Source organism: Microbacterium sp. NPDC089320 (assembly GCF_040684875.1).
Taxonomy (GTDB): Bacteria; Actinomycetota; Actinomycetes; order Actinomycetales; family Microbacteriaceae; genus Microbacterium.
Map to the genome: position 1 here is coordinate 588,216 of NZ_JBFBGY010000001.1, position 24,965 is coordinate 613,180.

Sequence of the window (24,965 nt, forward strand, 5' to 3'; positions counted from 1 at the left end):
GTGACGCCCGACACGATTGTTATATGTTCTTCCTGTCCATCACGACAGGAAGCGACCCATGACCACCGAGAAGAACGAGCGCGAGCTCGAGGCCGGCATCGTCACCGATCTGTCCGGGCGCATGACGTACGGGTCGTATCTGTCACTCGACCAGCTGCTCACCGCACAGCACCCGGTCAGCGTGCCCGAGCACCACGATGAGCTGCTGTTCATCATCCAGCACCAGACCACGGAACTCTGGCTCAAGCAGCTGCTGCACGAGCTGTCGTCCGCCCGAGAGCTGCTCGCGAGCGACGACCTGCGCGAGGCGCTGAAGCGGGTCGCTCGCGTCAAGCGCATCCAGGACGTCATGACCCAGCAGTGGGCGATCCTCGCGACGCTCACCCCCACCGAATACGCGCAGTTCCGCGGCGCGCTGGGCAACTCGTCCGGCTTCCAGTCGGTGCAGTACCGCGCCGTCGAGTTCGCACTGGGCAACAAGAACGAGAAGATGCTGAGCGTCTTCAGCGATCACCCCGCCAACCTCGCACTGCTCACCGCCGAGTGGCACAAGCCCACGCTCTATGACGAGTTCCTGCGCTACGCCTCGCGCCGGGGATTGCCGATCCCCGCCGAGATCCTCGACCGCGACGTGCGACTCCCCTACCGCGAGACACCGGCGCTCGTGCCGGCGATCCGCGAGATCTACCAGAACCACCAGCAGCACTGGGACCTCTACGAAGCCTGCGAAGACCTCGTCGACCTCGAGGACAACTTCCAGTTCTGGCGCTTCCGCCACCTCAAGACGGTCGCCCGCACGATCGGCATGAAGGTCGGCACCGGCGGCTCGAGCGGGGTCGGGTTCCTGCAGCGCGCCCTCGACCTGACGTTCTTCCCCGAGCTCTACACCGTGCGCACCGAGATCGGCGGATGATGCACGCGGCGACCTTCTTCGACGGCGAGGGATGGCGTGACGGCATCATCGACCTCGACGGCGAGCGGATGCTGCTTCGCGACGCGCCACCCGCCGCAGATCTGCCCCGCCTCGACGGCGTGATCATCGGAGGCTTCACCGATCACCACGTGCACCTGCAGCTCGTGGATCATCTGCTCCTGCAGGAGTCGACGCTGGGTCGCGTCGTCGACCTCGGCGCGACCCCGTCCGTCGTCGCCGCGCTCTCGGCGAAGCTGGGCGAGGCCAGAAACGCATCCGCAGATCCGCCCCCGCACGCCGTCATCGTCGACTTCGCGGGCGCCTTCCTGACACCCGTCGGCGGCTACCCGAGCGACCGCGACTGGGCCCCGGCGGGATCCTTCCGCGAGATCGCGAGCGCAGAAGCGGCGCACGCGGCTGTCACCGAGATGGCGGATGCGGGAGCATCCTGCATCAAGGTGGCCAGCAACGCGACCGCTGGCCCCGTCTTCGACGACGCTCTCTTCCGCGCGATCGTCGCCGCCGCCTCGGCCCGCGGACTCCCCGTCGTCGCCCATGCCGAGGGAGCGGGTCAGGCGCAGCGCGCCGCTCGCCTCGGGGCCGCCCGACTCGCCCACGCTCCGTTCTCCGAGCGCCTCGACGATGACGAGATCGACGTGCAGGCCGCATCCGTCGCCTGGGTCTCGACCCTGTCGATCCACGACGCCGGCAGCGAGGAGCGGTCCATCGCCGTCGACAACGTGCGCCGCTTCCGCTCAGCCGGCGGAACCGTGCTCTACGGCACCGACATGGGCAACGGCCCGACACCTGTGGGTCTCAATCCGGCCGAGCTCGCGGCCCTGCGCGACGCCGGCATGGAAGGCGTCGACCTGCTGCGCGCGTTCGCCCCGCAGAACCCCCTCGACTCCTCCGCACTCCTCCTCAGACTCCCCGGCACCGACGCCGACCCGACACTCGCCCGCCCGCTGACCAGCGCTGATCTGAAGGCTTGACATGACCGACTCACCCGCGACCGCGACCGCCACTCCTCGCGCCGACAGCACCCTGCTCGACCTTGCACATGCCCTCGACGCCGCCGACCCGCTGCACGCCCATCTCGCGGCCTTCGCGGACGCACCGGGCGTCGGCGCATACCTCGACGGCAACTCGCTCGGCCGTCCGCTCAAGGACACACCCGAGAAGCTCGCCACGTTCGTGCGCGAGGACTGGGGCTCCCGCCTGATCCGGTCGTGGGACGAGCAGTGGATGGCCCTGCCGATGGAACTCGGTGACCGCATCGGGCGCGTCACGCTCGGCGCCGACGCAGGCCAGACCGTCGTGGCCGACTCGACGAGCGTGCTGATCTACAAGCTGATGCGCGCGGCCGCGTCCGCCGACCCGTCGCGCACCGAACTCGTCATCGAGGCAGGCAACTTCCCGACCGACCGGTTCATGGCCGAGGGCGTCGCCGCCGAGACCGGCATGACCGTGCGATGGATCGAGCCCGATCCGGTGCTCGGGGTGCAGGTCGCCGATGTGGTCGCCGCGATCTCGGCGAAGACGGCGCTCGTGTCGCTCAGCCACGTCGATTACCGCTCCGGCGCTCTCGCCGACATGCCGGGCATCACCGCCGCCGTCCACGAGGTCGGCGCGCTGATGATGTGGGACCTCTGCCACTCGGCCGGGGTGATCCCGATGCAGCTCGACGCCTGGGGCGTCGACATGGCCGTCGGATGCACGTACAAGTACCTCAACGGCGGTCCGGGTTCCCCCGCATTCGCCTATCTGCGGCGCGAGCACCAGGGCGTGCTGCGGCAGCCGATACAGGGATGGTGGAGCGCGGCCGATATCTTCGAGATGGGCCCGCAGTACGTGCCGGCCGGGGACATCCGTCAGCTGCTCAGCGGAACTCCCCCGATCACCTCGATGCTCGCGATGCAGGGCATGCTCGACCTCATCGAGCAGGCGTCGGTCGAGGCGATCCGAGAGAAGTCGCTGTCGCTCACCGATTTCGCGGTCCGCGCCCACGACGAGCTGCTCGCTCCGCTCGGCGTGCGCCTGCTGAGCACCCGCGACGCCGCCCAGCGCGGAAGCCACGTGACCATCGGTCATCCCGACTTCCGCACGGTGACGCAGCGGCTCTGGGCCGACGGCATCATCCCGGACTTCCGCTTCCCCGACGGCATCCGCCTGGGACTCTCCCCTCTCAGCACCTCGCATGTCGAGACGCTCACCGGCGTCCTCGCTGTGCGCGACGTGCTGGAGTCGCATGACCGCTGAGCTCGGCGTCGGGTCGGTGCTCGACGACATCGACGCCCGCCCCGGCAGCACCGCCTCCCTGCTGCGCACTCTGGTCGGGCTGTATCTGCGACCGCTCGGGGGCTGGATCTCGACGGCCGACCTCGTCGCGCTCGCCGGCGATCTGGGGATCCCCACGGCGCAGGCACGCACCGGCGTCACCCGCCTCAAGCAGAAGGGACTGCTGCTCGCCGAGCGCAGGCACGCGGTCGGATATCTGCTGAATCCGGATGCCGCGGCGATGCTCGAGCGCGGCGATCGGCGCATCTTCGAGATGCGCGAGATGACGGATGCCGACAGCTGGTGCCTGATCTCGTTCTCGATGCCCGAGAGCGCGCGCGCCACGCGTCACCAGCTTCGCCGCCGCCTGCACTGGATCGGAGCCGGCGTGGTCTCTCCCGCCCTGTGGATCTGCCCCGGGCACCTGCAGGGCGAGGTGCAGGAGATCGTCGACGATCTCGACGCGAGCGCGTGGGTGACGCTGTTCCCGGCCGGCACTCCGACCACGGCACGCTCACTGCCCGAGGCTGCCGCCGACTGGTGGGACCTCGAGTCGCTGCGCGCCGAGCACCTCGGATTCCAGGCCTCGCTCACGACGCTGCCTGCCGCCCCGTTCGCCGCGTACGTGCAGCTCTTCGACCGCTGGCGCGTGCTGCCCTACGTGGATCCGGGGCTGCCCCCGTCGATGCTGCCTGCGGACTGGCCAGGGCGGCGCAGCGCGGCGGAGTTCCACAGACTGTCCACCGAGCTGTCGGATGCCGCCTGGCAGCGCGTGCGCGAGGTCACCTCGGCGGGGCGGTCGTAGCCCGCACCACCAGCCGCGTCGGCAGGATCACGTGCATCTCGTCGATCTCCTGCCCCGCGAGCAGTGTGAACACCATGTCGGCCGCGACCGCTCCGAGTCGGCGCATCGGCTGCTGGATCGTCGTGAGCGGCAACGCCCTCCGTGTGGCCTCCGGCACGTCGTCGAATCCGATCACGGACAGGTCGTCGGGCACCCGCAGTCCGAGTTCGTGGGCGACGTCGATCACCGCGATCGCGGAGAGATCGTTCGCGGCGAAGATCGCCGTCGGACGCGAGTCGCCGCTCAGCATGATCCGTGCCGACTCCCTGGTCGCATCCAGCTCGTAGCGGCCGATGCCGATGAGCGACGGGTCGAGAGGGATCCCCGCGTCCGACAGAGCCCGGCGGTAGCCGGCGTCGCGAAGCCCTGCCGAGCGCAGATCGGGGCGGCCGGCGAGGAAGCCGATGCGGCGGTGGCCCAGTTCGATCAGGTGCCTGGTCGCGACGAGCGCGCCCCCGAAGCTGTCCGACTCCACCGTGGGCAGGTCCGCCCGCCCCGTGTGCGGGTCGATCGCGACCACGGGGATCTCGGTGCCGGCGCTGACGACCGTCGGCGTGACCATGATGGCGGCGTCGATCAGCGTGCCGGAGAGTCTGCTCAGCGACCGTCGCTCCCATCCGTCGCCCGCGCCGAGGTTCGAGCCGCTGTAGGCGAGCAGATCGAACGCCGTGTCGTGCACGGCCGACCCCACGCCCTTCAGGATCTCGGCACTGAAGGGCTCGAAGTCCGCCAGCAGCACGCCGATCACGCCGGTGCGTCGCGCGCGCATGCTGCTCGCGACGAGGCTCGACTCGTAGCCGAGCTCCTTCACCGCGTCGAGGACCCGCTGCACGGTGGCATCCGCGATGCCGTATCGGCCGTTCACCGCCTTCGAGACGGTCGACACCGATACGCCCGCCGCTCTGGCCACGTCATGGATCGTCGTCCGTGCCCCCATGAGAGGCCAGCGTAGTCCGTCGCGATCGCGCGTGGAAACTGTTTTCGAAAACGTTTGACGACGATGCGCCCCGGATGGAGACTCATGCCACTGCGGTCTCGCCAGAGTGTCCGCAGGCGCCCCGCAGCGACGCGGCGCGCAACTCGATGAGGAGAACGATCACATGAACAGCAGAAGGCTCCCCCTCGCCTCCGCGGTCACCGTCCTGGCCGTCGGAGCGCTCGCGCTCTCGGGCTGCACCGCAGACTCGTCAGGCTCCGGCGACGGCGGCGACACCAGCATGACCCTGTGGCACAACTCGACGACCGGTCCCGGCGTGGAGTTCTGGGAACAGACGGTCGCCGACTTCGAGAAGGACAATCCGGGCGTCACGATCGACATCCAGTCGATCCAGAACGAGGATCTCGACGGCAAGCTGCAGACGGCCCTCAACTCCGGAGACGCGCCCGACATCTTCCTGCAGCGCGGCGGCGGCAAGATGGCCGCGATGGTCAAGGCCGGCCAGCTCAAGGACCTCACCGACGCGATCGCGGGCCCGGCGGCGGAGGAGATCCCCGACGCCTCGTACTCGGCGAACAGCCTCGACGGCAAGATCTACGCCATGCCCGTCGCCGTGCTTCCCGGCGGGCTCTTCTACAGCCAGGATCTCTTCGACCAGGCAGGGATCACCGAGAACCCGACCACCCTCGACGAGCTCGAGGCCACCACCGAAGCGCTCAAGAGCGCCGGCATCGACCCGATCGCACTCGGCGCCAAGGACGCCTGGCCCGCGGCGCACTGGTACTACTGGCTGGCACTGCGCGAGTGCAGCTCGGACACGCTCGCCGCCGCGGCGGACGAGATGGACTTCAGTGACGAGTGCTGGGTGCGCGCCGGCGAGGACCTGCAGGCGTTCGCCGAGACCGAGCCCTTCAACTCGGGCTTCCTCACGACTCCCGCACAGCAGGGCGCGGGCAGCTCGGCGGGGCTCATCGCGAACCACCAGGCCGCGATGGAGCTCATGGGCGCCTGGAACCCCGGGGTCATCGGCTCGCTCACCCCTGACCAGAAGCCGCTGGCCGATCTCAGCTGGTTCCCGTTCCCCGAGGTCGAGGGCGGAGACGGAGAGCCGGGCTCGATGATGGGCGGCGTCGACGGCTACTCGTGCTCAGTGGACGCACCCGACGCCTGCGTCGACTTCCTGAACTACATCGGCACCTCGGACGTGCAGACCGCGTACTACAAGGCGTTCAACGCTCCGCCGGTCAACACGGTCGCCCAGGAGGCCGTCACCGAGCCCTACCTGCAGACGATCCTCGAGGCCTACAACGCCGCTCCCTACGCGACCCAGTGGCTCGACACCGTCTACGGCCAGAACGTGGGCAACGCGCTGAACGTCGCCGTGGTCGACCTGCTCGCCGGCAACAGCAGCCCGGAGGACCTCGTCGAGGCTGTGCAGGATGCCGCAGCGAAAGCGTGACACGCGTGCCCGGCTGGAAGTGATCCTTCTGGCCGGGCCCGCCCTGCTCGTGTTCCTCGCCTTCGTCATCTTCCCGGTGGTGATGGCGGCGTACTACGGGTTCTTCAGCTGGCAGGGCTACGGCCCGCCCACCGACTTCGTCGGGTTGAAGAACTACGCCACGATCCTCCAGGATCCGCTGTTCCACGACGCGCTCGCCCACAACGGGTTCATCCTGGTCTTCTCGCTCGTGTTCCAGGGTCCGGTCGCGATCCTGCTCGCGCTGCTGCTCAACCGCAAGATGCGGGGCCAGTCGCTGATCCGCGTGCTCATCTTCGTGCCGTACGTGATCTCCGAGGTCGTCGTGGGCACCGGGTGGAGCCTGATGCTGCAGACCAACGGCGCGATCAACGACATGCTCACCGACATGGGGCTGGGGTTCCTCGCGACCGACTGGCTGTCCGACCCGGACATCGCGATCTGGACGCTGATGGTCATCATCACCTGGAAGTACATCGGCTTCGCGGTCATCCTCTTCCTGGCGGGCCTGCAGGGCATCCCCGAGGAGCTGCACGAGGCTGCCGCGATCGACGGCGCATCGTTCTGGCAGATCCAGTGGCGCATCACTCTGCCGCTGCTGGCGCCGACTCTGCGGATCTGGGCGTTCCTGTCGATCATCGGCTCGCTGCAGCTGTTCGACCTCGTCTACATCATCTGGGGGCAGTACATCGCCTCGACCGCGGGCACCTCAACCATGGCGACGTACATGGTCTCCGAAGGCCGCAACGCCGGCAACTACGGCTACGGAAACGCGGTCGCCGTCGTCCTGTTCCTGATCTCGCTCGTGGTCGCCCTCATCTATCAGCGTGCGGTGCTGCGCAAAGACACCGACGGCGCACTCACCGGCGCGTCCGGTCGCACGCGCGGCTCTCGGTCGCGCGCGTCGCGGGATGCCGGCCGGCGCGTCGCCGCCGATGACGCCGACGCCACCGCCGGTGCCACCGCAGAGGCCACCCCACAGAAGGAGTACGTCCGATGACCGCCACCTCGGTGCTCGTCACCCAACGTCCCGCCCGTCTCGGACGCGCGGGACGCGGCGCCAAGCCCCCGCTGCCGTGGGCGCACCCGACCGTGTACTTCGTCGCGCTGATCGCGGTCGGGCTCATGCTCGCGCCCATCGCGTACATCATCACCGGCGGGTTCCGCACGAACGCGCAGATCACGACCGATCCGTCGGGGTTCCCCGACCCGTGGGTGGTGTCGAACTACCTCGACGTGCTCACCGGAGACGTGTTCTGGCGACTCGTGGGCAACTCGACGATCGTGGCCCTCGCGACGACCGCGGGCACGGTCGCCCTCGGGCTGATGGCGGCCTACGTCCTCGCGCGATACCGGTTCGCCGGCCGCGGCGTGCTCTACGCCTTCTTCGCCGCCGGCCTGATGTTCCCGCTGACCGTGGCCATCACGCCGCTGTACATCGTGGTGCGCAGTCTCGGGCTGATGAACTCGCTCGGCGGAGTGATCCTGCCGCAGATCGCCTTCGCCCTCCCGACGACCATCATCATCCTCGTGCCGTTCCTTCGGGCGATCCCCGACGAGATCGAGGAGGCCTCGTTCATCGACGGCTGCAGTCGCATCGGGTTCTTCTGGCGAATGGTGCTGCCGCTCTCGCTCCCGGGAGTGATCACGACGGGCATCCTCGCCTTCATCGGCAGCTGGAACGGCTACCTGCTGCCGCTGTTCATCCTCAACGACGCCTCGGCGTTCACCCTGCCGCTCGGCGTGCAGTCGTTCGCCTCGCAGTATTCGGTCGACACCGCGAAGGTGCTCGCCTTCACCTCGCTGTCGATGATCCCGGCGCTGATCTTCTTCAGCCTGTTCGAGCGGCGCATCGTGGGAGGGCTGACCGGTGCCGTCAAGGGCTGATGCCGTCGCCGTCGCGACCCCCCACGTCGACGACAACGAGAAAGAGAACATGATGTCGCAGTACACCGGCTCCGCGCCGCGCTCCCCCCGCGTCGAGGAGCTCCTCTCCCGCATGACCCTCGAGGAGAAGCAGGCGCAGCTCGTCGGCTTCTGGGTGGATCAGGGCGTGGAGGTCGTCGCGCCGATGTCGGGCGAGAAGAAGAGCTCGTCCCGCTACGAGGACGCCTCCCGCCACGGGATCGGACACCTCACCCGCGTCTACGGCACGCGTCCGGTCGACCCGGTGGAGCGTGCCCAGTGGCTGTGGGGCGAGCAGCGCCGCCTCGCGGAAGAGACCCGCCTGGGCATCCCCGCCATCGTGCACGAGGAGTGCCTGACCGGCCTCGCCGCGTGGAAGGCCGCGACCTTCCCGACACCGCTCGCCTGGGGCGCCGCGTTCGATCCCGAGCTCGTCGAGGAGGTCGGCCGGGCGGTCGGCTCGTCGATGCGTGCCCTCGGGATCCATCAGGGTCTCGCTCCGGTGCTCGACGTCATCCGCGACCCGCGCTGGGGTCGGGTCGACGAGTGCATCGCCGAAGACCCGCTGGTCGTCGGTCGAGTGGGCACGGCCTATGTCCGCGGCCTGCAGTCCGAGGGCGTGCATGCGACCCTCAAGCACTTCATCGGATACTCCGCATCGAGGGGAGGACGCAATCACGCCCCCGTGAGCGCCGGCCGGCGCGAGATCGAGGACGTGCTGCTCCCGCCGTTCGAGACGGCGATCCGCGAGGGCGGCGCCCGCAGCGTGATGAACTCGTACGTCGACATCGACGGCGTGCCCGTCACTGCCGACGCGCACTACCTCACCGGCATCCTGCGCGAGCGATGGGGCTTCGACGGCGTGGTCGTCTCGGACTACTTCGCGGTCGACTTCCTGCAGAGCATGCACCGCGCCGCCGCCGACTCGGCCGAGGCCGCCAGGCTCGCACTCACCGCAGGAATCGACGTCGAGCTGCCCTCGCCCGATGCCTTCGTCACGCTCGCCGAGCAGGTGCGCGACGGCCGCCTGCCCGAGGAGATCCTCGACAGGGCGGTCGGTCGTGTGCTCGCCCAGAAGGAGGAGCTCGGACTGCTGGATGCCGACTTCGACACCCCTCCGACGGCGATCGACCTCGACCCTGTCGAGCACCGCGCACTCGCTCGGCGACTCGCCGAGGAGTCGGTCGTGCTGCTGAGCAACGACGGCACGCTTCCCCTCGCGGCGACGTCGACGTCGCGGATCGCGGTGATCGGCCCCAACGCCGACAGCGCCGAGGCGCTGATGGGCTGCTACTCGTTCGTCAACCACGTTCTCGCGCATCACCCCGGCACTCCCGCGGGCATCGACCTGCCGACCGTCGCCGCATCGCTGCGCGACGAGTTCCCGGCGGCCGAGATCGTCTCGGCGATCGGATGCGATGTCGACGGCTCCGATCGCTCCGGCATCCCTGCCGCCGTCGAGGCCGCCTCATCGTCCGATGTCGCCGTCGTCGTCGTGGGCGACCGCGCGGGCCTGTTCGGACGGGGCACGGTCGGCGAGGGCAACGACGTCGACGACCTCGAGCTCCCCGGCGTCCAGCGCGACCTGGTCGAGGCCGTCGTCGCGACCGGCACCCCCGTGATCCTCATCGCGATGACCGGGCGTCCGTATGTGCTCGACTGGGCGCTGCCCGCTCGAGCGGGTGCGACCGGGACGATGACCGGGCTCGGAGCGGTCGATGCGACAGACGTCGCGGACGCAGCCCCCGCGGGCAGACCGGCGGCGGTGCTGCAGACGTTCTTCCCCGGAGAGGAGGGCGGCCCGGCGCTCGCGCGGCTGCTGAGCGGTCGTGTCGCGCCGTCGGGTCGTCTGCCGGTGTCACTGCCGCGGTCGGCGGGCGCGCAGCCCTACTCGTATCTGCACCCGGTGCTGGGCGGACGGACGGATGTCACGAGCGCCGACTCGACGCCCGTGCGGCCCTTCGGCTTCGGCCTCAGCTACACGACCTTCGCGCACGACGAGCTCACCGCACCGGCATCGGCCGCCGCGGGTGGGACCGTCCGGGCGACGGTGCGCGTGCGCAACACCGGAGATGTGGCCGCGACCGACGTCGTGCAGCTGTACGCGCACGACGAGGTCGCGAGCGTGACGCGCCCGGTCGCCCAGCTGCTGGACTTCCGGCGAGTCGCGCTCGCGCCGGGCGCCGAGGAGATCGTCGAGTTCGACGTGCCGATCGACCGGCTCGCGTTCACCGGTCTCGACGGGGTCCGGCGCGTCGAGCCCGGCGCGATCCGCCTGTGGGTGGGCGGCGCCTGCGACGACGAGGAGACGGTGGCCCGACTCGAGATCGTGTGAGACGGGTCAGCCCTGGACCGCCGCGATGAACGCGGCGACGTGCTCCTGCAGCTTGACGATGCGCAGCTCACGGGCGAGCTCACGGTCATAGCCGTCATAGGCCAGCGGCGGCAGGACGCGCACGTTCTGCGAGCATCCGAACTCGGCGCAGACGAGGGTGCCGATCGTGTCGCCCTTGCGACCGGCCGGCCCCGCCTTGCGCGCGACGTACAGCTGAACGTCGTTGCGCAGGGTGACGTCCTCGCACCACGAGCACTGCGCCCTGGCGGTCACCCGCTGTTCGGCGCGCTGCAGGATCACGCCCGTGAGCACGTCATCGATCCAGGCGACGACGTACGACCGACGGGGCAGCTTGGGGTCGACCCAGCCGAGGTAGTCGAGCCCGTCGAAGTCGAGCTCGGCGAACCCGGCCGGCAGGTTCAGGTCGGAGACCTCTTTGCGGGAGGCGTTGAGGAAGGAGGCGCGCAGGGTGCGCTCGTCGATGGGACGCATGAGAAGAGAGCTTTCGTGATGGGGAGCGGCGAGTCTACGCCCGTTTGTTTCCGAGCGTGTCGGCTCGGGTTCCCCTGCCCGCGCGACCGACCTACTCTTGCCGGAACGTCCGCTCACGAAGGAGACCACCGTGTCCACGCCGCTGAACCACCTTTCGCCCCTCTCGGTGCGTGAGCGTTCTGCGTGCATGTGCCGCCACGGATTCGCATGCTCCTCGTTCGAGGCGGGTCACGCGCTGCACCTGATCCAGGCGCGCATCGCATCGGCGACCCCGACGGAATGGGCCGACGCCATCGTCGAGCACGCCGACGCGGGCACGGGCGAACTGACCGTGCGCACGCTCGACGGTGCGTCCCACGCTTTGTGGAACGCTTCCGGCGCGGCACTCGAGGCTCCTGCGGGCACGCCGATCGCCCTGCACGTGCGCTATGGCGTGCTGGCCGTCGGTCGCACGCAGTTCAACGTCGCGCTCTCGTGAGCGCGCTCGCGTGATCGCTCGGTCGTGATCGCCGCTGCTCAGGCGGTCGCCATCATCATGTCCTTGACCGCCATGCAGGCATCCATGCAGTCCTTGCACGCCTGAGCGCACATCTTGCACACCTCGCTGTGGTCGGCGTGCGCCATGCACTCATCCATGCACGTCTGACACATCGCGATGCAGGCGTCGAGCATCGCCATCATCGAGGCCGGAGTCATCCCCTGCATCCGCATCATCGATCGCATCATGGTGTTGCACATGTCGGCGCAGTTCATGCACGCGGGCGCGCAGTCCATCATCTGCGTCGAGCACACCGTGCACGCCTGCTCGCAGGCCGAGCACGCGTCCATGCAGGCCTGCATGACCGACATGTCCATCGCCGCCATGTCGGGCATCGACATCATGTTCGAGCGCATGGCGCCCATCATCATCGAGTCCATGTTCCACCGCTTCCTTCGTCGACCGCAGCCGAGGTGAGAGCGGGCAGGACCACCCGCCTGGGGCCAGGTTAGTCGCCGTCGACGTCTGCGTCGACGGTGCGGCCGTGTTGTCACGCCGTGCCGTGGTTGTCAATCCCGTGTGCAGGATCCTCGGGTCGTGCGACGGTGGACATCCATTGATCGACTGATGAAAGGAATCGCGCCATGAGTGGAGCAGACGACATCAAGAACGCAGCTGAGAAGGCCGGCGGAAAGATCAAGGAGGGCGTCGGAAAGGCGACCGACAATGAGCACCTCGAAGCCGAGGGTCGCGCCGACCAGACGAAGGCTTCGGTCAAGCAGGCCGGAGAGAACGTCAAGGATGCCGCGCACAATGTCGGGGACGGCCTGCGGGACGCCACCAGGGACTGATCCTTAACGACAGTGAGGCCCGCCGAAGCGGGCCTCACTGCGTGGATCAGCGGGTGCGGTTGCCCGAGATCGATCGGATCAACCAGGCGATGACCGCAATGGCCAGCAGCACCAGGCCGACCCACAGGAGGAACTGCAGGGACTGTACGAGCCCGCCGGTGATGGCCAGGATGATGGCGATCACGATGACGATGATCAGCAGGATGTTCATCGGTGTTTCCCTTCTTGGGGGCGCGGGGGAGTGCGCCCATCGGTCACTCAACTTAGACCCTCGGCCCCTCTACTCGGAGGGCCTTGACGCGGGGCTTCCCGCCGTGCGAGAGGAGCAGACGACATGCCAGGACGCAGGAACAACTCACTGAAGGATCCGGAGCTCTACGAGGAGCTGCGGGACGACGGAGCCTCGAAGGAGAAGGCCGCCAGGATCTCCAATGCCGCCGCGCGTGACGGACGCAGCGCCGTGGGGAAGCGAGGCGGTGAACACGGTGACTACGAGGACTGGACCGTCGAGGAACTGCGCAGACGCGCCAAGGAGATCGGCCTCACCGGTTACAGCGGCAAGCGCAAGGCCGAGTTGATCTCGGCTCTGCGCGACCATTAGGGCCGGCGCCTGTGGCCCGGTTCGGTGTCGAGGAGGAGTTCGTCCTCCTCGACGAGCAGACACTCGTGCCGTCGGCTATGAGTCCCGAGACGCGGGAACGCATCCTCGCAGAGGTGGGCTCGGGTCTCACCCCCGAGTACCTGACCTGTCAGATCGAGTCGGCGACGGAGCCGTGCGTCACCCGAGCGGATGCCGAGAGGCAGCTGCGCCGGACTCGCAGCCTCCTCCGTGATCACGCCGGCGCGCAGTATGGGATGTTCGCACCGACGGGGACTCCCTTCATCTCCCCCAACCGGTTCGCGGTGTCCCGCTCCGCCCACTACGACTCCGTGGCCGCGCAGCTCGCCGAGATCACTCGCGAGCACGAGGTCAACGGCCTGCACATCCACGTCGAGGTACCCGATGACGAAGAGCGGGTACGCGTGCTCAACCGGGTGCGGGCCTGGCTGCCTGCGCTGCTCGCCATCTCGGGCAATGCGCCGTTCTCGCACGGCAGGGACACCGGGTTCGACAGTTGGCGCAGCATCCTCATCCGTCGCCTCCCGTCGTCGTGGAGCCCGCCTCACTTCCACGATCTCGATGACTACCGACGTCGGATCGCCGAGTTCGTGGACCTCGGCTCCCTCGCCGATCCGAGCTCGCTGTCGTGGACCGCGAGACTCTCGGAGCGGTTCCCCACCGTCGAGGTGCGCGTGTTCGATGCCCAGCTGACGATCGACGACACCCTGCTGGCGGTCGCCCTCACCCGCGCCCTGCTCGTGAGCGATGCGCTCGACGACTGCGCCGTCGTCGAGCTCGACGCGATCGACGCGTCGCTCTGGACGGCTGCCCGGTTCGGGCCGGGCGCTCGCCTCGTCGACCCCGCCGACGGCCGGATCGCGCCGGCGTGGAGCGTGGTCGACCGCCTGGTCGACAGAATCCGCCCGACGCTCGCCCACCTGGGTGACGACGAGTTCGTGGATGAGGGGATCGCTCGCATCAAGGCCTACGGAACCGGTGCGCAGCGCCAGCGTGCGGCCTATGCCGAGCGGGGCAGCGCCGGGCTCCGCGACCTGTATCGAGCGAGCACCGCCACGGCATGATCGACCCGCCGACCGCCCCGAAGGGCTGCGGGCAGCAGTAGGGTCGCCGTGTGGCATCCTCTCGCTTCGCGCCTCTGCAGCGGCTCGTGATCTCCGTCGCCGTCCTCGCGTCCTTCGTGACGTTCCTCGACGGCACCGTGGTGACCGTCGCCCTGCCCGCGATCAGCAGCGAGCTCGGCGGTGGCATCACCACCCAGCAGTGGGTCGTCGACGCCTACCTCATCACCCTCAGCTCCTTGATCCTGCTCGCGGGGTCGCTGTCGGATGCGTACGGGCGAGTGCTCGTGATGCGCATCGGCCTGATCGCCTTCGGCATCGCCTCGGTGGCGGTGGCTCTGGCGCCCGACCCCCTCATCCTCATCATCGCCCGCGCGGCGCAGGGTGCTGCGGGTGCACTGCTGGTGCCCAGCTCACTCGCGCTGATCACGGCGACCATGCGGGCCGACGTGCAGTCGCGGGCGATCGGCGTCTGGACGGCGTTCACCACCGCTGCCCAGCTCGTCGGCCCCCTGCTCGGCGGGCTCTTCGTCGACTTCCTGTCGTGGCGCTTCGTCTTCCTCATCAACGTCATGCCGATCGCCATCACCCTCGTGCTCCTCTCCCGACTGAAGCTCACGGAGCACCCGAGCGGCGTACGGGTCGACTGGCTCAGCGGCGCGCTGTGTGCGCTCGGCCTCGGCGCCATCGTGTTCGCACTGATCGAGCAGCCGAACCTCGGGTGGCAGTCCCCCGCGATCTGGCTGCCGGGAATCGTCGGAACAGCCCTGTTCGCGTGGTTCCTGGTGCGCCAGCAGCGGTCGGCGTCACCGCTCATGCCGCTCTCGCTGTTCCGGGTGCGCGATTTCGCCTGGGGCAATGTGGCCACACTCTTCGTCTACGCCGCACTCTCGCTGAACGGCTTCGTCGTCGGTGTCTACCTGCAACAGGGAGCCGGCCTGAGCGCCACCGCAGCGGGCCTCGCGAGCCTGCCGATGACGATCCTGATGATCCTGGTCAGCTCGCGGGCCGGAGCCTGGGCAGGTCGGTTCGGACCCCGCATCTTCATGACGGTCGGTCCTCTCATCATGGCCGTCGGTGCCCTGATGCTGCTGTGGGTCAGCGAGGACTTCTCGTACTGGTCGCAGGTGCTCCCGGCGATGATCGTGCTGGGCCTCGGGCTCTCGTTGACGGTGGCACCGCTGACCTCGGCCATCCTCGGCGCGATCGACGAGTCCCGCTCGGGCATCGCGTCGGCCGTCAACAACGCGGTCTCGCGCGTGGCCGGACTGCTCGTGGTCGCCATGATCTCGACCATCATCGGCGGCACGCTCGACCTCGCCGGCTTCCACAACGCGGCCTGGGTGACCGCTGCGCTGCTCGTGCTCGGCGGGGTGGTGTCGTGGATCGGCATCCGCCGCAATCCGGCCGAAGAGGTCGAGACGCCGGCGGTCGACGGCGCCCCCTCGCCGATCGGTTGACGATGTCGGTGCTCGGGCGCACACTGGGGGCATCGTCTCTCTGACCACCGGAGGTCCGCCGTGAGCACGACTGAGACTCCCCTTCCGCCCGTCGTCGACGCCGACACGTGGCGGCGCGAACTCGATGCACTGCGCGTGCGCGAGAAGGCGGCGACGCGAGAGCTCGATGCGATCGCGGCGCAGCGACGGCGGCTGCCGATGGTCGAGCTGCCCGACTACACGCTCGTCGGCGAGGACGGCCCGGTGCGGCTGCCCGAGATCTTCGGCGCGCACCGCCAGCTCATCGTGTACAACCACATGTGGACCGACGGCAACGAGTGGCAGTGCCCCGGGTGCACCGGCTTCACGTCGCAGTTCACCCGCCTCGACGTCCTCGAGCGCTACTACGACGCTCGCTTCGTGATCGTGACGAACGGACCGATCGATGAGGCGCTGGCCTACCGCGAGCGGGTGGGAAATCGTATGACCTGGTATTCGAGCGCCGACAGCACCTTCGGAGCCGATCTGGATGCCGGTCCGAACGAGGGCTTCGGCGTGAACGTGCTGCTTCGCGACGGCGAGACGGTCTACCGCACGTGGCACACGAACGGCCGCGGAACCGAGCGCATGAGCCAGTTGCAGGGACTCGTCGATCTGCTTCCCTACGGCCGCCAGGAGGAGTGGGAGGACTCCCCCGCCGGATGGCCGCAGCACGGCACGTACGATCGAGGGATGGGTTCGAAAGAGATCGCCGCACTGTACGGGGCCGGCAACTGAGGCGCGCGACGGTCGCGATGGCCGCCATCGCCGTGGTCGTCGCGCTCTCGGGGTGTGCCACGACCGTCTCCGACCCGCCCGCGCCGTTCACACCCCCACCGGCGGGAGCGACCCCCGACTACCAGCTCGGCGGCGGATACGACCCCGCCGATGGGGTCGGCATCGTGGGGCGCGACCGCTCGGACGAGCCCGCCGAGGGTTTGTACTCGGTCTGCTACGTGAACGGATTCCAGACCCAGCCGGGCGAGCTCGACACCTGGCCCGACGACCTCGTGCTGCAGAGCGACGGCGCGCCGGTGTTCGACCCGGACTGGCCCGACGAGGCGCTGCTCGACACCTCGACCGATGAGCGTCGTGAGCGGATCGCCGAGATCGTCGCACCGTGGATCGAGGGGTGCGCGGCGTCGGGGTTCGATGCCGTGGAGTTCGACAATCTCGACTCGTACACCCGCTCGGGCGACGCGCTCACGCTCGACGACAACCTCGCCCTCGCGACGCTGCTCGTCGACGTCGCGCACGATGCCGGGCTGGCCGCCGGGCAGAAGAACGCCGCGGAGGATGCGCCCGAACTGCGCGAGCAGGCGGGCTTCGACTTCGCGGTGGTCGAGGAGTGCTCGGCCTACGAGGAGTGCGCGGCGTTCACCGACGTCTACGGAGACGCCGTGATCGACATCGAATACACCGACGAGCTGCCGCGCTCGTTCGCCGAGATGTGCGCCGACCACGATGCCCCCGCATCGATGGTGCTGCGAGACCGCGACCTGGTCACCCCGGCGGCCGACGGGTACGTGTTCGAGACCTGCGACCGCTGACCGTCGCCCCGGAATCACACATCGATATGCTGGCCCCGTGAGCATGACGGGGGATCACCGCAGCCGCGCGCGGGCGGCCACGATGCGCGCACGGGGCGCGATCGCCGATGTCCCCCGTCCCCTCTGGATCGTCGCGGCTCTCATCGCCGCCGCCCTCATCGTCGTGATCGCGGCAGGGGGCCTCGCCACGGCCCGCGCCGATGTCGTCCGAGTGAGTCAGGGCGACGAGATCCGCACGGCGACCTACGCGATCACCGTGCTCGACACGCGGCTCGCCCGGGCAGTGGAGTCGGAGGGCCTCGACGCGGAGCCCGGCGAGACGCTGGTGGTGATGCGCGCGACGATCGAGAATCTGTCGACCACCCCGATCGGCGTCGGATCGACCGCCGATCTCACGAAAGCGAACCTCATCAACACCGACCGACCCCTGCTCGACCTGGTCGGGGCCGTGCCCACCGGTGCGTCCACGGCGGTGTGGCGCGCCGACGGGTCGGCGGGACAGGTCTTCCTGCAGCCCGAGGTTCCCGCCGAGGTGATGATCGCCTGGACCGTATCCAGCGAGAGCGTCGCCGACGAACTATCGCTCGAGGTGCACGAGGCCGAGGTCAGCGTCGGAGCGGTCCTCCTCTCATCCCATGTCGTCACATGGAACGCCGGTGACGTCGCCGCGAGCGTGACCCTGCCGGTGAGGAGCGCGACATGAGGCGCGCACTGCCGTGGATCGTCGGCGGGGCGCTGGTCGTCGGCGCAGGGGCCCTGACCGCCGCCACCCCCTCGGACGACTCTCTCCAGGGAGCGTTCGGGATCCACGGCGCCGTCGGAACCACCGTCACGTCGCGCGACCTCGTGGTGACGGTGACCGACGCGACCTTCTCCGACGAGGTCGTCGGCCCTGACCCCGAGTGGAGCGCCGACGGCAACTGGCTGATCGTGACCCTCGTCGCGGCCGCGCCGACGACCGAGGTCGACGCCGCGATCAATCTGGCGACCCTCGCCGTGGCCGACCGGGTCTTCCAGGCCAGCGAGCGCCCCTCCGACTCGCTGCAGGGCACCCCGCTGCGGGTAGGACTGGATACCGTGGGCACCCTCGCGTTCGAGCTGCCCGACGACCTCCGCACGGGGGCGGCCGAGCTCCGACTGACCCCGTCGTTCTTCACGCCGGAGCTCGACGACCTCGTCACCGTGTCGCTCGACCTCGGCGAGCTGCCGCGCGCCGACAGCGTGGAGCTGGAGTCCCCGGAATGGACCGCGCCGTGACCTGGTGGCGGTCGCAGCGCGCCGCGTTCGCCGCCCTCGCGCTCGCGGCCATCACGGCCGCAGGCGCCTACCTGTGGCTCGACGTCCTCCCCTCGCTCCGAGACTCCGGCACCGTCACCGCAGCGGACGAGACAGCGGAGGTGTCCGAACAGACGATCACCCTCGGTGCAGTCACCTGGGACGAATACGAGGCCTCCGCAGGTTCGCGCACCCTCAGCGTCCGGATCCGCGCGAGTGGCGGGCCGGACTCCGGATCCTGCACCGTCACGACGCTCACCGATCGCTCGTCGGGGCGCACCTGGGTGTCGTCGCGCCAGGGGCTCGACGTCCCTTACGACGACGGCGAGAGGTCATGCATCGCGTCGGCGACGTCGTACGGCATCCAGCTGGTCTTCCTGCTCCCCGATGATGCCGTCGGCCCCTTCGACCTCGACATCGGCACGACCGGAGAGGTCGCCCGCTTCCGCATCGATCCCTGACGGCCGCGTGTCGAGGCCCGCGTGCGGACGACCGATCACCTGATCGTAGGCAGTGGCCACGATCGCCACCCGAAGCGGCTCGGCGACAGTGGCGACGGCGAGGCTCACCACCGGGAAGACCCCCACCCAGAACCACGGCTCATGTCCGCCGATCGCGCTCAGCACGCCGCGCGTCGCCCACTGCTCGGCCAGGCTCCAGGCCGCATACGCGAGCGTGAAGGCGCCGTAGAGAAGGGGGCCTCCCCGCCAGATCACCGTCACGGCGGCCCAGAGTCCTTCGAGGCGCATGACGACCGTGCGGGCGAGGCCCACCGCCGCACCGCGCACCGCGCCGCCACCCCACCGCGCGAAGGGCGGTGTCGAGTCGAAGGTCGTGCCGAAGATCACTCCGGCGACGGTGAGCCATGCCGCGGGGACCAGCAGAGCGGCCACCAGGATGCCGACCAGCCACGTCACCGCCTCCCAGACGGCGGCGACCGGTGTGATGTATACGGTGAACCAGCCGCCGAACCCCTCGAGCCACCCGACGACCTCACGCCCCGCGAACCACTCGAGCACGCCGTTCCACCACCGCGCCACCAGGGTGAAGAGCATGAACGTCCAGAGGACCTCCGTGTAGGCGGCGATCACGACGGTCCACCGCGGCAGTCGGCCGGCGAGGCGCGCGAAGACAAGGCGCGCGATGAGCGCGATCACCAGCACTGTGACGGGGAGAACCCCCACCCCGATGAGTCCCCCGCGATCGCCGAGCTGATCGAACTCATAGCCCGATTCGGCCAGCGCGATCGGACTCGCGATGCGGAAGAACTCGATCTGGTCGACATCGAGCAGCCCCCACGCGGTGTAGAAGGCGAAGAACGGCAGGATCGCCGCGAGAGTGGCCGAGCCGAACTCGCGGATGCCGCCGGCATCCTCTCTCCGGCTGTGCGGCAGCGACGGTCGCACCGTGAGATACATCGCGACGTACGACACGAGACGGGCGGCGACCGCCAGCGGCAGCAGCAGCAGGCCGCCGAGCGTGGTGTGTCCGCCGACGACTCCCGCGAGCTCGATCAGCACGCGATGCAGTGCCTCGCCCCCGAGGTACCAGGCCATCAGCGCCACGCCATGCCGGGCGAGGACGCGACCGAAGGTGCGGAGGGCCTGGGGCATGTGCCCTACCGTACCGCTGGATCGGCGTCGCCGAGCCGCATCAGGATGCCGGTCAGGGTCTCGCTCGCGGCATACTCCGCGGCACATCGAGCGTCAACCCGGTTCCCTCCTGCCGCCCTGCGGCGGCACCATATCGTCGTGAACGCATCGTCGTGGACTCCCCGCCGCGCGGTCGCATCCGCAGTGGCGCTGCTGCTCGCGTGCGCGCTCTCCGGCTGCGGCCTGACCATCCCCGCCGACCCTGACGGCACCCTCGACACCGTGACCGACTCCGACCTGCGGGTCGGCGTCTCGGCCGATCCCGGGCTCGTCGACACCGAGGGCGACACCCCGAGCGGCAGCATCCCCGACCTGATCGAGGGATTCGCCGACAGCATCGACGCGGACGTCGACTGGACCGAGGCGTCGGAGGAGACCCTGGTGGGGATGCTCGAACGCGGCGATCTCGACCTCGTCGCCGGCGGCATGACCGATCAGACGCTCTGGGCCGACAAGGCGGGCGTGACCCGCGGATACCCCGGAATCGCGGGTGCAGACGGTCGCTCCATCGTGATGCTGGTGCCGCTCGGCGAGAACGCGTTCCTCAGCGCGCTCGAGCGCTACCTCGACGCGGAGGTCGGGTCGTGACGGAACTGAAGCAGTTCGGGCGCACGGAGCTGCCGGATGAACAGCAGAAGGCGCTGCGCACGGCGATCCGCTGGGAGTGGTTCACGATCGCCTACACCTCGGCGACGATCGCCGTGATCGCGCTCGTCGTCGGCAACTCCCAGGCCATGCGCACCGCGTGGATCGAGGACATGCTGTCTCTCATCCCCCAGTTCGCCTTCCTGATCGCCCTGATCTTCGTGCGCCGCCGGCCGACGCTCACGCACCCCTACGGGCTGCACCGCGCGATGGGCATCGGACACCTCGTGGCGGGAGTCGCCCTGCTCGCCGTCGGCCTCAACCTCGCTCGCGAATCCGTGGTCGGGCTCGTCACCGCCGAGCATCCGACGATCGGCACCGTGCAGGTGTTCGGGCAGACGATCTGGCTCGGGTGGCTGATGGTCGCCGTCATGGCCGTCGTGATCGTCGGTCCGGTGTTCCTCTACGGGCCGGCGAAGTCGAAGCTCGCCCCCGTCCTTCACAACAAGCTCCTGTACGCGGACGCCGACATGGCGAAGGCCGACTGGCAGACCACCGTCGCGTCGATCGTGGGCGTGCTCGGCGTGGGTGCCGGGTTGTGGTGGCTCGACGGAGCGGCGGCTCTGTTCATCAGTCTCGGCATCATCTGGGACGGCTTCCGCAACACCAAGACCGCCGTGATCGACCTCATGGACCAGCGAGCCCGGACGTACGACAGCAGGCACCCGCATCCGCTCGCCGGCGACGTGATCTCGACCATGCGCTCCCGCCCGTGGGTCGCCGACGCGGGAGTGCGGATGCGGGATCAGGGGCAGGTCTTCCACATCGAGGCGTTCGTGGTGCCCCAACGCAAAAAGGTGTCGCTGAGCGACGTCAGCGACCTCGCGGCCCGCATCACCGACCTCGATTGGAAGGTGCAGGATGTGGTCGTCGTCCCGGTGGAAGAGCTCCCCGACGGCGTCGACACCTCGGGTCGCGAATGACCGTGACCCGCGGATCCCCGAGGATGACGACGCCAGGACGCCCACCGCACCAGTAAGGGGGAGTCTGTGCGGCGGGCGCCGTAGCCGATCGCTCGAGGCGACCGGCCGCTGTCGACAGGCGTCAGAGCTCGTCCTCGTCGTCGTTCCGATCTTTCGTGCCGGCGGCGTCGGGATCGTTCGGAACCGGGTCCTCGGACTGCTGACGGGGCGCGAGCTCGTCGGGGATCATCGGCGACTCGTCCGCCTCGGCTCGCCCGTCATCGGGTGTGGATTCGATGTCTGACATGGTGCTCCTCTCGTCGGCGTGCGCAGTCCGGTCAGCATGCCGGGGCAGTCGGGTCGACGCGCACCCCTTGACAGAACGCCGTCACGCGCTCAATGGAACGGGCACCCGCGAGTGGCGGATGCCGATGCGGCCGACCGCACCGCGCCGCCGGAGCGGGGCTTGGTGGGCAGCCGACGCCGATCGACGTCGAGACCCTTCTCGAGGATCCGCAGGTCGGGGTCGCTCAACACCGTGATCGCCGCGGCCAGCCCTGCGATCGCGAGCTTCTCACCGGGGCAGCGGTGCCCCGTGGCGACGCCGGCACCGCCGTGGGGCACGAACGCGGCGAGCGCCTCGTAGTCCTCGATGCCCCGGAAGCGCTCGGGGTCGAACCGCTGCGGATGCGCCCAGAAGCGGTCATCCGCATTCGTCCCCTGCAGATCGAGGACGACGCGTCCTCCCGCCTCCACGCTCTGGCCGTCGATCTCGATGTCTGCCGTCGCCCAGCCGGGAAGCATGGGGACGAAGGGAGAGGTGCGCCGGATCTCCTGCGCGAACATGATCGACAGGGGTCCGCCGACGAGCGAGCCGCGTTCGGCGGCCTCGGCCGCGATGCGCTCGCGCCAGTCGGGGCGCTCGTGCAGCTCCTTCGCGGCGAAGGCCACGAAGCGCGCGACCGCGATCATCGGACGGATGCTGTTCTGCAGCTCGACACCGGCGATGCGCGCGGGCAGCAGCTCGCCGTGCTGGTCGCGGTGGTGCGCCCACTGCTCGAGCGCCGTGCCGGACTCGGCCCGGAGCGCCCCGTGCCGCACCGCCTCGATGAGCCGGGCGGAGTGACGGTCGGACCACCAGCGATTCGCCAGAGCGGCGACGTAGACGGGCGAGTAGGGCGAGCCGAAGCCGTCGACGATCTGAGCGAGCCGTGCCGACCAGCGCGTCTTCGCCGCGGGCGTGCCGGGCACACCCGCCCAGCCCATGATCGCCCGGCCCAGTGCTCCGACCGCGGCGTCATAGGCGCTGCGGGTGCCGCCGTCGAGCCATGCCTGACGCTCGGCCTGCCATTCGCGCTCGAGCCAGGGAGTCAGGCGCGCGACCTGCTCGTCTTCGTAGGCGACGTCGACGAAGGTGGCCTTGCGATGCCGGTGGGGTGCTCCATCGAGACTGTGCACGGAGCCGTGTCCGAACAGGCTCTCCTGCACGATCGTCGGCATGGCTCCGTGTCGGGCGATACGGCTCTCGTCGTAGAAGAGCTCCACGCCCTCCACGCCCCTGACGAAGACGGCGTCGCTGCCGAGCAGGCGCATCGGCGCCGATCTCGCGCCCGGTGGCACCCGGCGCCAGATCCGCGCACCGAACCCGTAGCCGCGGGTGAGCAGGGTGGGAGCGTCGTCACGAGCCAGGGCGCCGAGCTTTCGCGCCGCGCGCGCGGGGATGTCGATGAGTGCCATGCTGCGACACTCGCAGAGACGCGATCGCAGGTCGAGGGGGAGGCGTGATCGAGGACCCTGTGCTAGTACGGATCGGGGCTGGTGCCATCGCGGAGCGGGTGCCATGCGGGGCTGCACTCCCCCGGGGGCAGGCGTCAACCCCCTGTCCGTGGACCGGATGGGGGCGCGATCATCGTCACGACGCGAGAGGAGTGCCGAGATGGCGAAGAACGTGCGCACGATGGACTGCCAGCCCGACGATGTCTTCCGGGTACTGAGCAACGGGTGGCTGTACCCGACGTGGGTCGTGGGTGCCTCGCGCATGCGCGACGTCGACGAATCGTGGCCGCAGCCGGGAGCCCGGCTGCATCACTCGGTCGGGGTCTGGCCGGCGCTGCTCGACGACACGACAGTGGTCGAGGAATGGTCGCCGCCGAACCGCATGGTCATGCGGGCGAAGGGGTGGCCGATCGGTGAGGCCCGTGTCACTCTGCGGGTGCGCAAGTACGACGGCGGCACGATGGTGCGCATCGACGAGGAGCCGGTCAGCGGTCCGGCCACCCTGGTGCCGAGCGTGCTCACGGCTCCCCTGCTGCGCTGGCGGAACTCCGAGACCCTGCACCGCCTCGCCTACCTCGCGGAAGGACGCGCCTCCTGACGGGGATGCACACCCCATATATTGGGTCGTGAACCGCGACCTCCGCGGAGACGGAGGGACGCAGGATGACCGAGATGGCGCAATCGGGCTGGCGACGGTTCTGGGAACAGGGCGGCTGGTGGCGCGCCGTCGTGCTCGTCGTCGTGTACTTCGTGCTGTACAACGGACTGTCGCTGCTGCTCACCCCGATCGCGGATCAGATCGATGACCCGCAGAGCGCCCTCGGCATCCTCGTGTTCTACGTTCTCCCGATCCTCGTCGGGTGCCTGCTGCTCGTCGCGTTCGCGGCATCGGTCGGCTGGCTGGGCGAGCTCTTCGGGCGCCAGCCCATCGGCGGGCGGGGCTGGATGTGGATCGCTGTCGCCGTGGTGCTGCTGTTCAACATCCTGCATCTGCTCTCGATCGACTACGGAGCCGCCGGGTTCCAGGTCGTCGCGACCTGGCTTCTGGCCGGGCTCTTCATCGGATTCGCCGAGGAGGTGCTGACGCGCGGTCTCGTGGTCACCATGCTGCGCAGGGCGGGCCAGCGCGAGATCGTGGTCGCCGTGATCTCCTCAGCGCTGTTCGCCCTGCTCCACGCCGGCAACCTGCTCACCGGGCAGTCGCTGTTCGCCACACTCTTCCAGCTCGTCTACACGTTCGCCTTCGGCGTCTGCATGTACCTCGCGATGCGGGTGACCGGCACTCTCATCGCCCCCATCCTGCTGCACGCCAGCACCGACCCGAGCATCTTCCTGCACACCGCGTACCCGGTCGAGGGCGCGGTCGGATCGATCGCGGGACTCGGCAACATCGTCGTGATCGTCGTGGGTCTGATCGCCCTCTTCTTCATCCGCGGGCGCGTGGAGCGGACGCAGGCGGCCCCGAGCGTCGGAGCCGCCTGACCGTCACGCGCCCGAC

The 24,965-nt window shown here is 69.3% G+C and carries 28 protein-coding genes; 22 read left to right on the forward strand and 6 right to left on the reverse strand.

Annotation, left to right across the window (positions count from 1 at the left end):
• Positions 1-58 precede the first annotated feature (58 nt).
• Genes AB0N61_RS02935 through AB0N61_RS02950 form a run of 4 tightly spaced genes read left to right on the forward strand, consistent with a single transcriptional unit; the run spans position 59 to position 3,995 of the window.
• Entirely contained in the window at positions 59-913 is an 855-nt protein-coding gene (locus tag AB0N61_RS02935) for a tryptophan 2,3-dioxygenase family protein (RefSeq protein ID WP_363361571.1), read from the forward strand.
• Positions 910-1,905 carry a hydrolase gene (locus AB0N61_RS02940; RefSeq protein WP_363361573.1) on the forward strand — a complete coding sequence of 332 codons (996 nt, stop codon included), beginning with the start codon at positions 910-912 and terminating at the stop codon, positions 1,903-1,905. The genes AB0N61_RS02935 and AB0N61_RS02940 overlap by 4 nt, the downstream gene beginning before the upstream one ends.
• A 1-nt stretch (position 1,906) precedes the next feature.
• A complete protein-coding gene (locus AB0N61_RS02945; protein ID WP_363361574.1) occupies positions 1,907-3,172 on the forward strand; it encodes an aminotransferase class V-fold PLP-dependent enzyme in 1,266 nt (421 codons plus the stop codon).
• The gene (locus AB0N61_RS02950; RefSeq protein WP_363361576.1) at positions 3,162-3,995 is read left to right on the forward strand and encodes a PaaX family transcriptional regulator C-terminal domain-containing protein; all 834 of its coding nucleotides are present in this window, start codon (positions 3,162-3,164) and stop codon (positions 3,993-3,995) included. Before AB0N61_RS02945 ends, AB0N61_RS02950 begins: the two co-directional genes overlap by 11 nt.
• Here AB0N61_RS02950 and AB0N61_RS02955 read toward each other — a convergent pair.
• The gene (locus AB0N61_RS02955) at positions 3,973-4,971 is read right to left on the reverse strand and encodes a LacI family DNA-binding transcriptional regulator (protein ID WP_363361578.1); all 999 of its coding nucleotides are present in this window, start codon (positions 4,969-4,971) and stop codon (positions 3,973-3,975) included. The genes AB0N61_RS02950 and AB0N61_RS02955 overlap by 23 nt on opposite strands.
• A gap of 163 nt (positions 4,972-5,134) precedes the next feature.
• Here AB0N61_RS02955 and AB0N61_RS02960 point away from each other — a divergent pair, with 163 nt between their 5' ends.
• The 4 genes from AB0N61_RS02960 to AB0N61_RS02975 are packed head-to-tail and all read left to right on the forward strand — an operon-like array spanning position 5,135 to position 10,688.
• The gene (locus tag AB0N61_RS02960; RefSeq protein ID WP_363361580.1) at positions 5,135-6,430 is read left to right on the forward strand and encodes an extracellular solute-binding protein; all 1,296 of its coding nucleotides are present in this window, start codon (positions 5,135-5,137) and stop codon (positions 6,428-6,430) included.
• Positions 6,411-7,448 carry a sugar ABC transporter permease gene (locus AB0N61_RS02965; protein WP_363361581.1) on the forward strand — a complete coding sequence of 346 codons (1,038 nt, stop codon included), beginning with the start codon at positions 6,411-6,413 and terminating at the stop codon, positions 7,446-7,448. Before AB0N61_RS02960 ends, AB0N61_RS02965 begins: the two co-directional genes overlap by 20 nt.
• Positions 7,445-8,335 carry a carbohydrate ABC transporter permease gene (locus tag AB0N61_RS02970; protein WP_363361583.1) on the forward strand — a complete coding sequence of 297 codons (891 nt, stop codon included), beginning with the start codon at positions 7,445-7,447 and terminating at the stop codon, positions 8,333-8,335. The genes AB0N61_RS02965 and AB0N61_RS02970 overlap by 4 nt, the downstream gene beginning before the upstream one ends.
• A 52-nt stretch (positions 8,336-8,387) precedes the next feature.
• Positions 8,388-10,688 carry a glycoside hydrolase family 3 N-terminal domain-containing protein gene (locus AB0N61_RS02975; RefSeq protein WP_363362041.1) on the forward strand — a complete coding sequence of 767 codons (2,301 nt, stop codon included), beginning with the start codon at positions 8,388-8,390 and terminating at the stop codon, positions 10,686-10,688.
• A 6-nt stretch (positions 10,689-10,694) separates the two neighbouring features.
• Here the strand turns inward: AB0N61_RS02975 and AB0N61_RS02980 are convergent, their stop codons facing one another.
• Positions 10,695-11,180, reverse strand: coding sequence for an FBP domain-containing protein (locus AB0N61_RS02980; protein WP_363361584.1), 486 nt, complete (start codon positions 11,178-11,180; stop codon positions 10,695-10,697).
• A gap of 130 nt (positions 11,181-11,310) precedes the next feature.
• On the opposite strand from AB0N61_RS02980, the gene AB0N61_RS02985 reads away from it, so the two are divergent.
• From AB0N61_RS02985 to AB0N61_RS02995, 3 genes are all read left to right on the forward strand, one after another.
• Entirely contained in the window at positions 11,311-11,658 is a 348-nt protein-coding gene (locus tag AB0N61_RS02985; protein ID WP_363361585.1) for a hypothetical protein, read from the forward strand.
• A 177-nt stretch (positions 11,659-11,835) separates the two neighbouring features.
• Positions 11,836-12,135 (forward strand): hypothetical protein, encoded by a 300-nt coding sequence (locus AB0N61_RS02990; RefSeq protein ID WP_363361587.1) that lies wholly within the window; start codon positions 11,836-11,838, stop codon positions 12,133-12,135.
• A gap of 167 nt (positions 12,136-12,302) precedes the next feature.
• Positions 12,303-12,509 (forward strand): CsbD family protein, encoded by a 207-nt coding sequence (locus tag AB0N61_RS02995; protein ID WP_167948912.1) that lies wholly within the window; start codon positions 12,303-12,305, stop codon positions 12,507-12,509.
• A 46-nt stretch (positions 12,510-12,555) separates the two neighbouring features.
• Here AB0N61_RS02995 and AB0N61_RS03000 read toward each other — a convergent pair whose 3' ends face one another.
• The gene (locus AB0N61_RS03000) at positions 12,556-12,720 is read right to left on the reverse strand and encodes a hypothetical protein (RefSeq protein ID WP_167948911.1); all 165 of its coding nucleotides are present in this window, start codon (positions 12,718-12,720) and stop codon (positions 12,556-12,558) included.
• A gap of 123 nt (positions 12,721-12,843) precedes the next feature.
• Between AB0N61_RS03000 and AB0N61_RS03005 the strand changes: the two genes are divergently transcribed.
• The 7 genes from AB0N61_RS03005 to AB0N61_RS03035 are packed head-to-tail and all read left to right on the forward strand — an operon-like array spanning position 12,844 to position 18,474.
• On the forward strand, positions 12,844-13,110 hold the full coding sequence (locus AB0N61_RS03005) for a Rho termination factor N-terminal domain-containing protein (protein WP_363361590.1): 267 nt from the start codon (positions 12,844-12,846) through the stop codon (positions 13,108-13,110).
• Between the two features lie 11 nt (positions 13,111-13,121).
• Complete coding sequence (locus AB0N61_RS03010; protein ID WP_363361591.1) at positions 13,122-14,192, forward strand: YbdK family carboxylate-amine ligase; 1,071 nt, start codon at positions 13,122-13,124, stop codon at positions 14,190-14,192.
• 50 nt (positions 14,193-14,242) lie between these two features.
• Positions 14,243-15,649 (forward strand): MFS transporter, encoded by a 1,407-nt coding sequence (locus AB0N61_RS03015; RefSeq protein WP_363361593.1) that lies wholly within the window; start codon positions 14,243-14,245, stop codon positions 15,647-15,649.
• A 60-nt stretch (positions 15,650-15,709) separates the two neighbouring features.
• Complete coding sequence (locus tag AB0N61_RS03020; protein ID WP_363361595.1) at positions 15,710-16,405, forward strand: DUF899 family protein; 696 nt, start codon at positions 15,710-15,712, stop codon at positions 16,403-16,405.
• A gap of 17 nt (positions 16,406-16,422) precedes the next feature.
• Positions 16,423-17,217 carry an endo alpha-1,4 polygalactosaminidase gene (locus tag AB0N61_RS03025; protein WP_363361597.1) on the forward strand — a complete coding sequence of 265 codons (795 nt, stop codon included), beginning with the start codon at positions 16,423-16,425 and terminating at the stop codon, positions 17,215-17,217.
• A 37-nt stretch (positions 17,218-17,254) separates the two neighbouring features.
• Positions 17,255-17,920 (forward strand): hypothetical protein, encoded by a 666-nt coding sequence (locus tag AB0N61_RS03030; RefSeq protein WP_363361599.1) that lies wholly within the window; start codon positions 17,255-17,257, stop codon positions 17,918-17,920.
• The gene (locus AB0N61_RS03035; protein WP_363361600.1) at positions 17,917-18,474 is read left to right on the forward strand and encodes a hypothetical protein; all 558 of its coding nucleotides are present in this window, start codon (positions 17,917-17,919) and stop codon (positions 18,472-18,474) included. Before AB0N61_RS03030 ends, AB0N61_RS03035 begins: the two co-directional genes overlap by 4 nt.
• A 350-nt stretch (positions 18,475-18,824) precedes the next feature.
• On the opposite strand, the gene AB0N61_RS03040 is transcribed toward AB0N61_RS03035, so the two are convergent.
• Positions 18,825-20,105, reverse strand: coding sequence for a hypothetical protein (locus AB0N61_RS03040; RefSeq protein WP_363361602.1), 1,281 nt, complete (start codon positions 20,103-20,105; stop codon positions 18,825-18,827).
• Positions 20,106-20,243: 138 nt separating this feature from the next.
• Between AB0N61_RS03040 and AB0N61_RS03045 the strand changes: the two genes are divergently transcribed.
• Both AB0N61_RS03045 and AB0N61_RS03050 read left to right on the forward strand, forming a co-directional pair.
• Positions 20,244-20,732: a hypothetical protein gene (locus AB0N61_RS03045; protein ID WP_363361604.1), complete on the forward strand. Its 489-nt coding sequence runs from the start codon at positions 20,244-20,246 to the stop codon at positions 20,730-20,732.
• A 5-nt stretch (positions 20,733-20,737) separates the two neighbouring features.
• A complete protein-coding gene (locus tag AB0N61_RS03050) occupies positions 20,738-21,712 on the forward strand; it encodes a cation transporter (RefSeq protein ID WP_363362043.1) in 975 nt (324 codons plus the stop codon).
• Between the two features lie 121 nt (positions 21,713-21,833).
• Here the strand turns inward: AB0N61_RS03050 and AB0N61_RS03055 are convergent, their stop codons facing one another.
• Complete coding sequence (locus tag AB0N61_RS03055) at positions 21,834-21,998, reverse strand: hypothetical protein (protein WP_363361606.1); 165 nt, start codon at positions 21,996-21,998, stop codon at positions 21,834-21,836.
• Positions 21,999-22,087: 89 nt separating this feature from the next.
• Complete coding sequence (locus AB0N61_RS03060) at positions 22,088-23,428, reverse strand: cytochrome P450 (RefSeq protein ID WP_363361608.1); 1,341 nt, start codon at positions 23,426-23,428, stop codon at positions 22,088-22,090.
• A gap of 199 nt (positions 23,429-23,627) precedes the next feature.
• On the opposite strand from AB0N61_RS03060, the gene AB0N61_RS03065 reads away from it, so the two are divergent.
• A complete protein-coding gene (locus AB0N61_RS03065) occupies positions 23,628-24,065 on the forward strand; it encodes an SRPBCC family protein (protein ID WP_167948649.1) in 438 nt (145 codons plus the stop codon).
• A 65-nt stretch (positions 24,066-24,130) separates the two neighbouring features.
• Positions 24,131-24,949 carry a CPBP family intramembrane glutamic endopeptidase gene (locus tag AB0N61_RS03070; RefSeq protein WP_363361610.1) on the forward strand — a complete coding sequence of 273 codons (819 nt, stop codon included), beginning with the start codon at positions 24,131-24,133 and terminating at the stop codon, positions 24,947-24,949.
• The last annotated feature ends 16 nt before the right edge of the window (positions 24,950-24,965 follow it).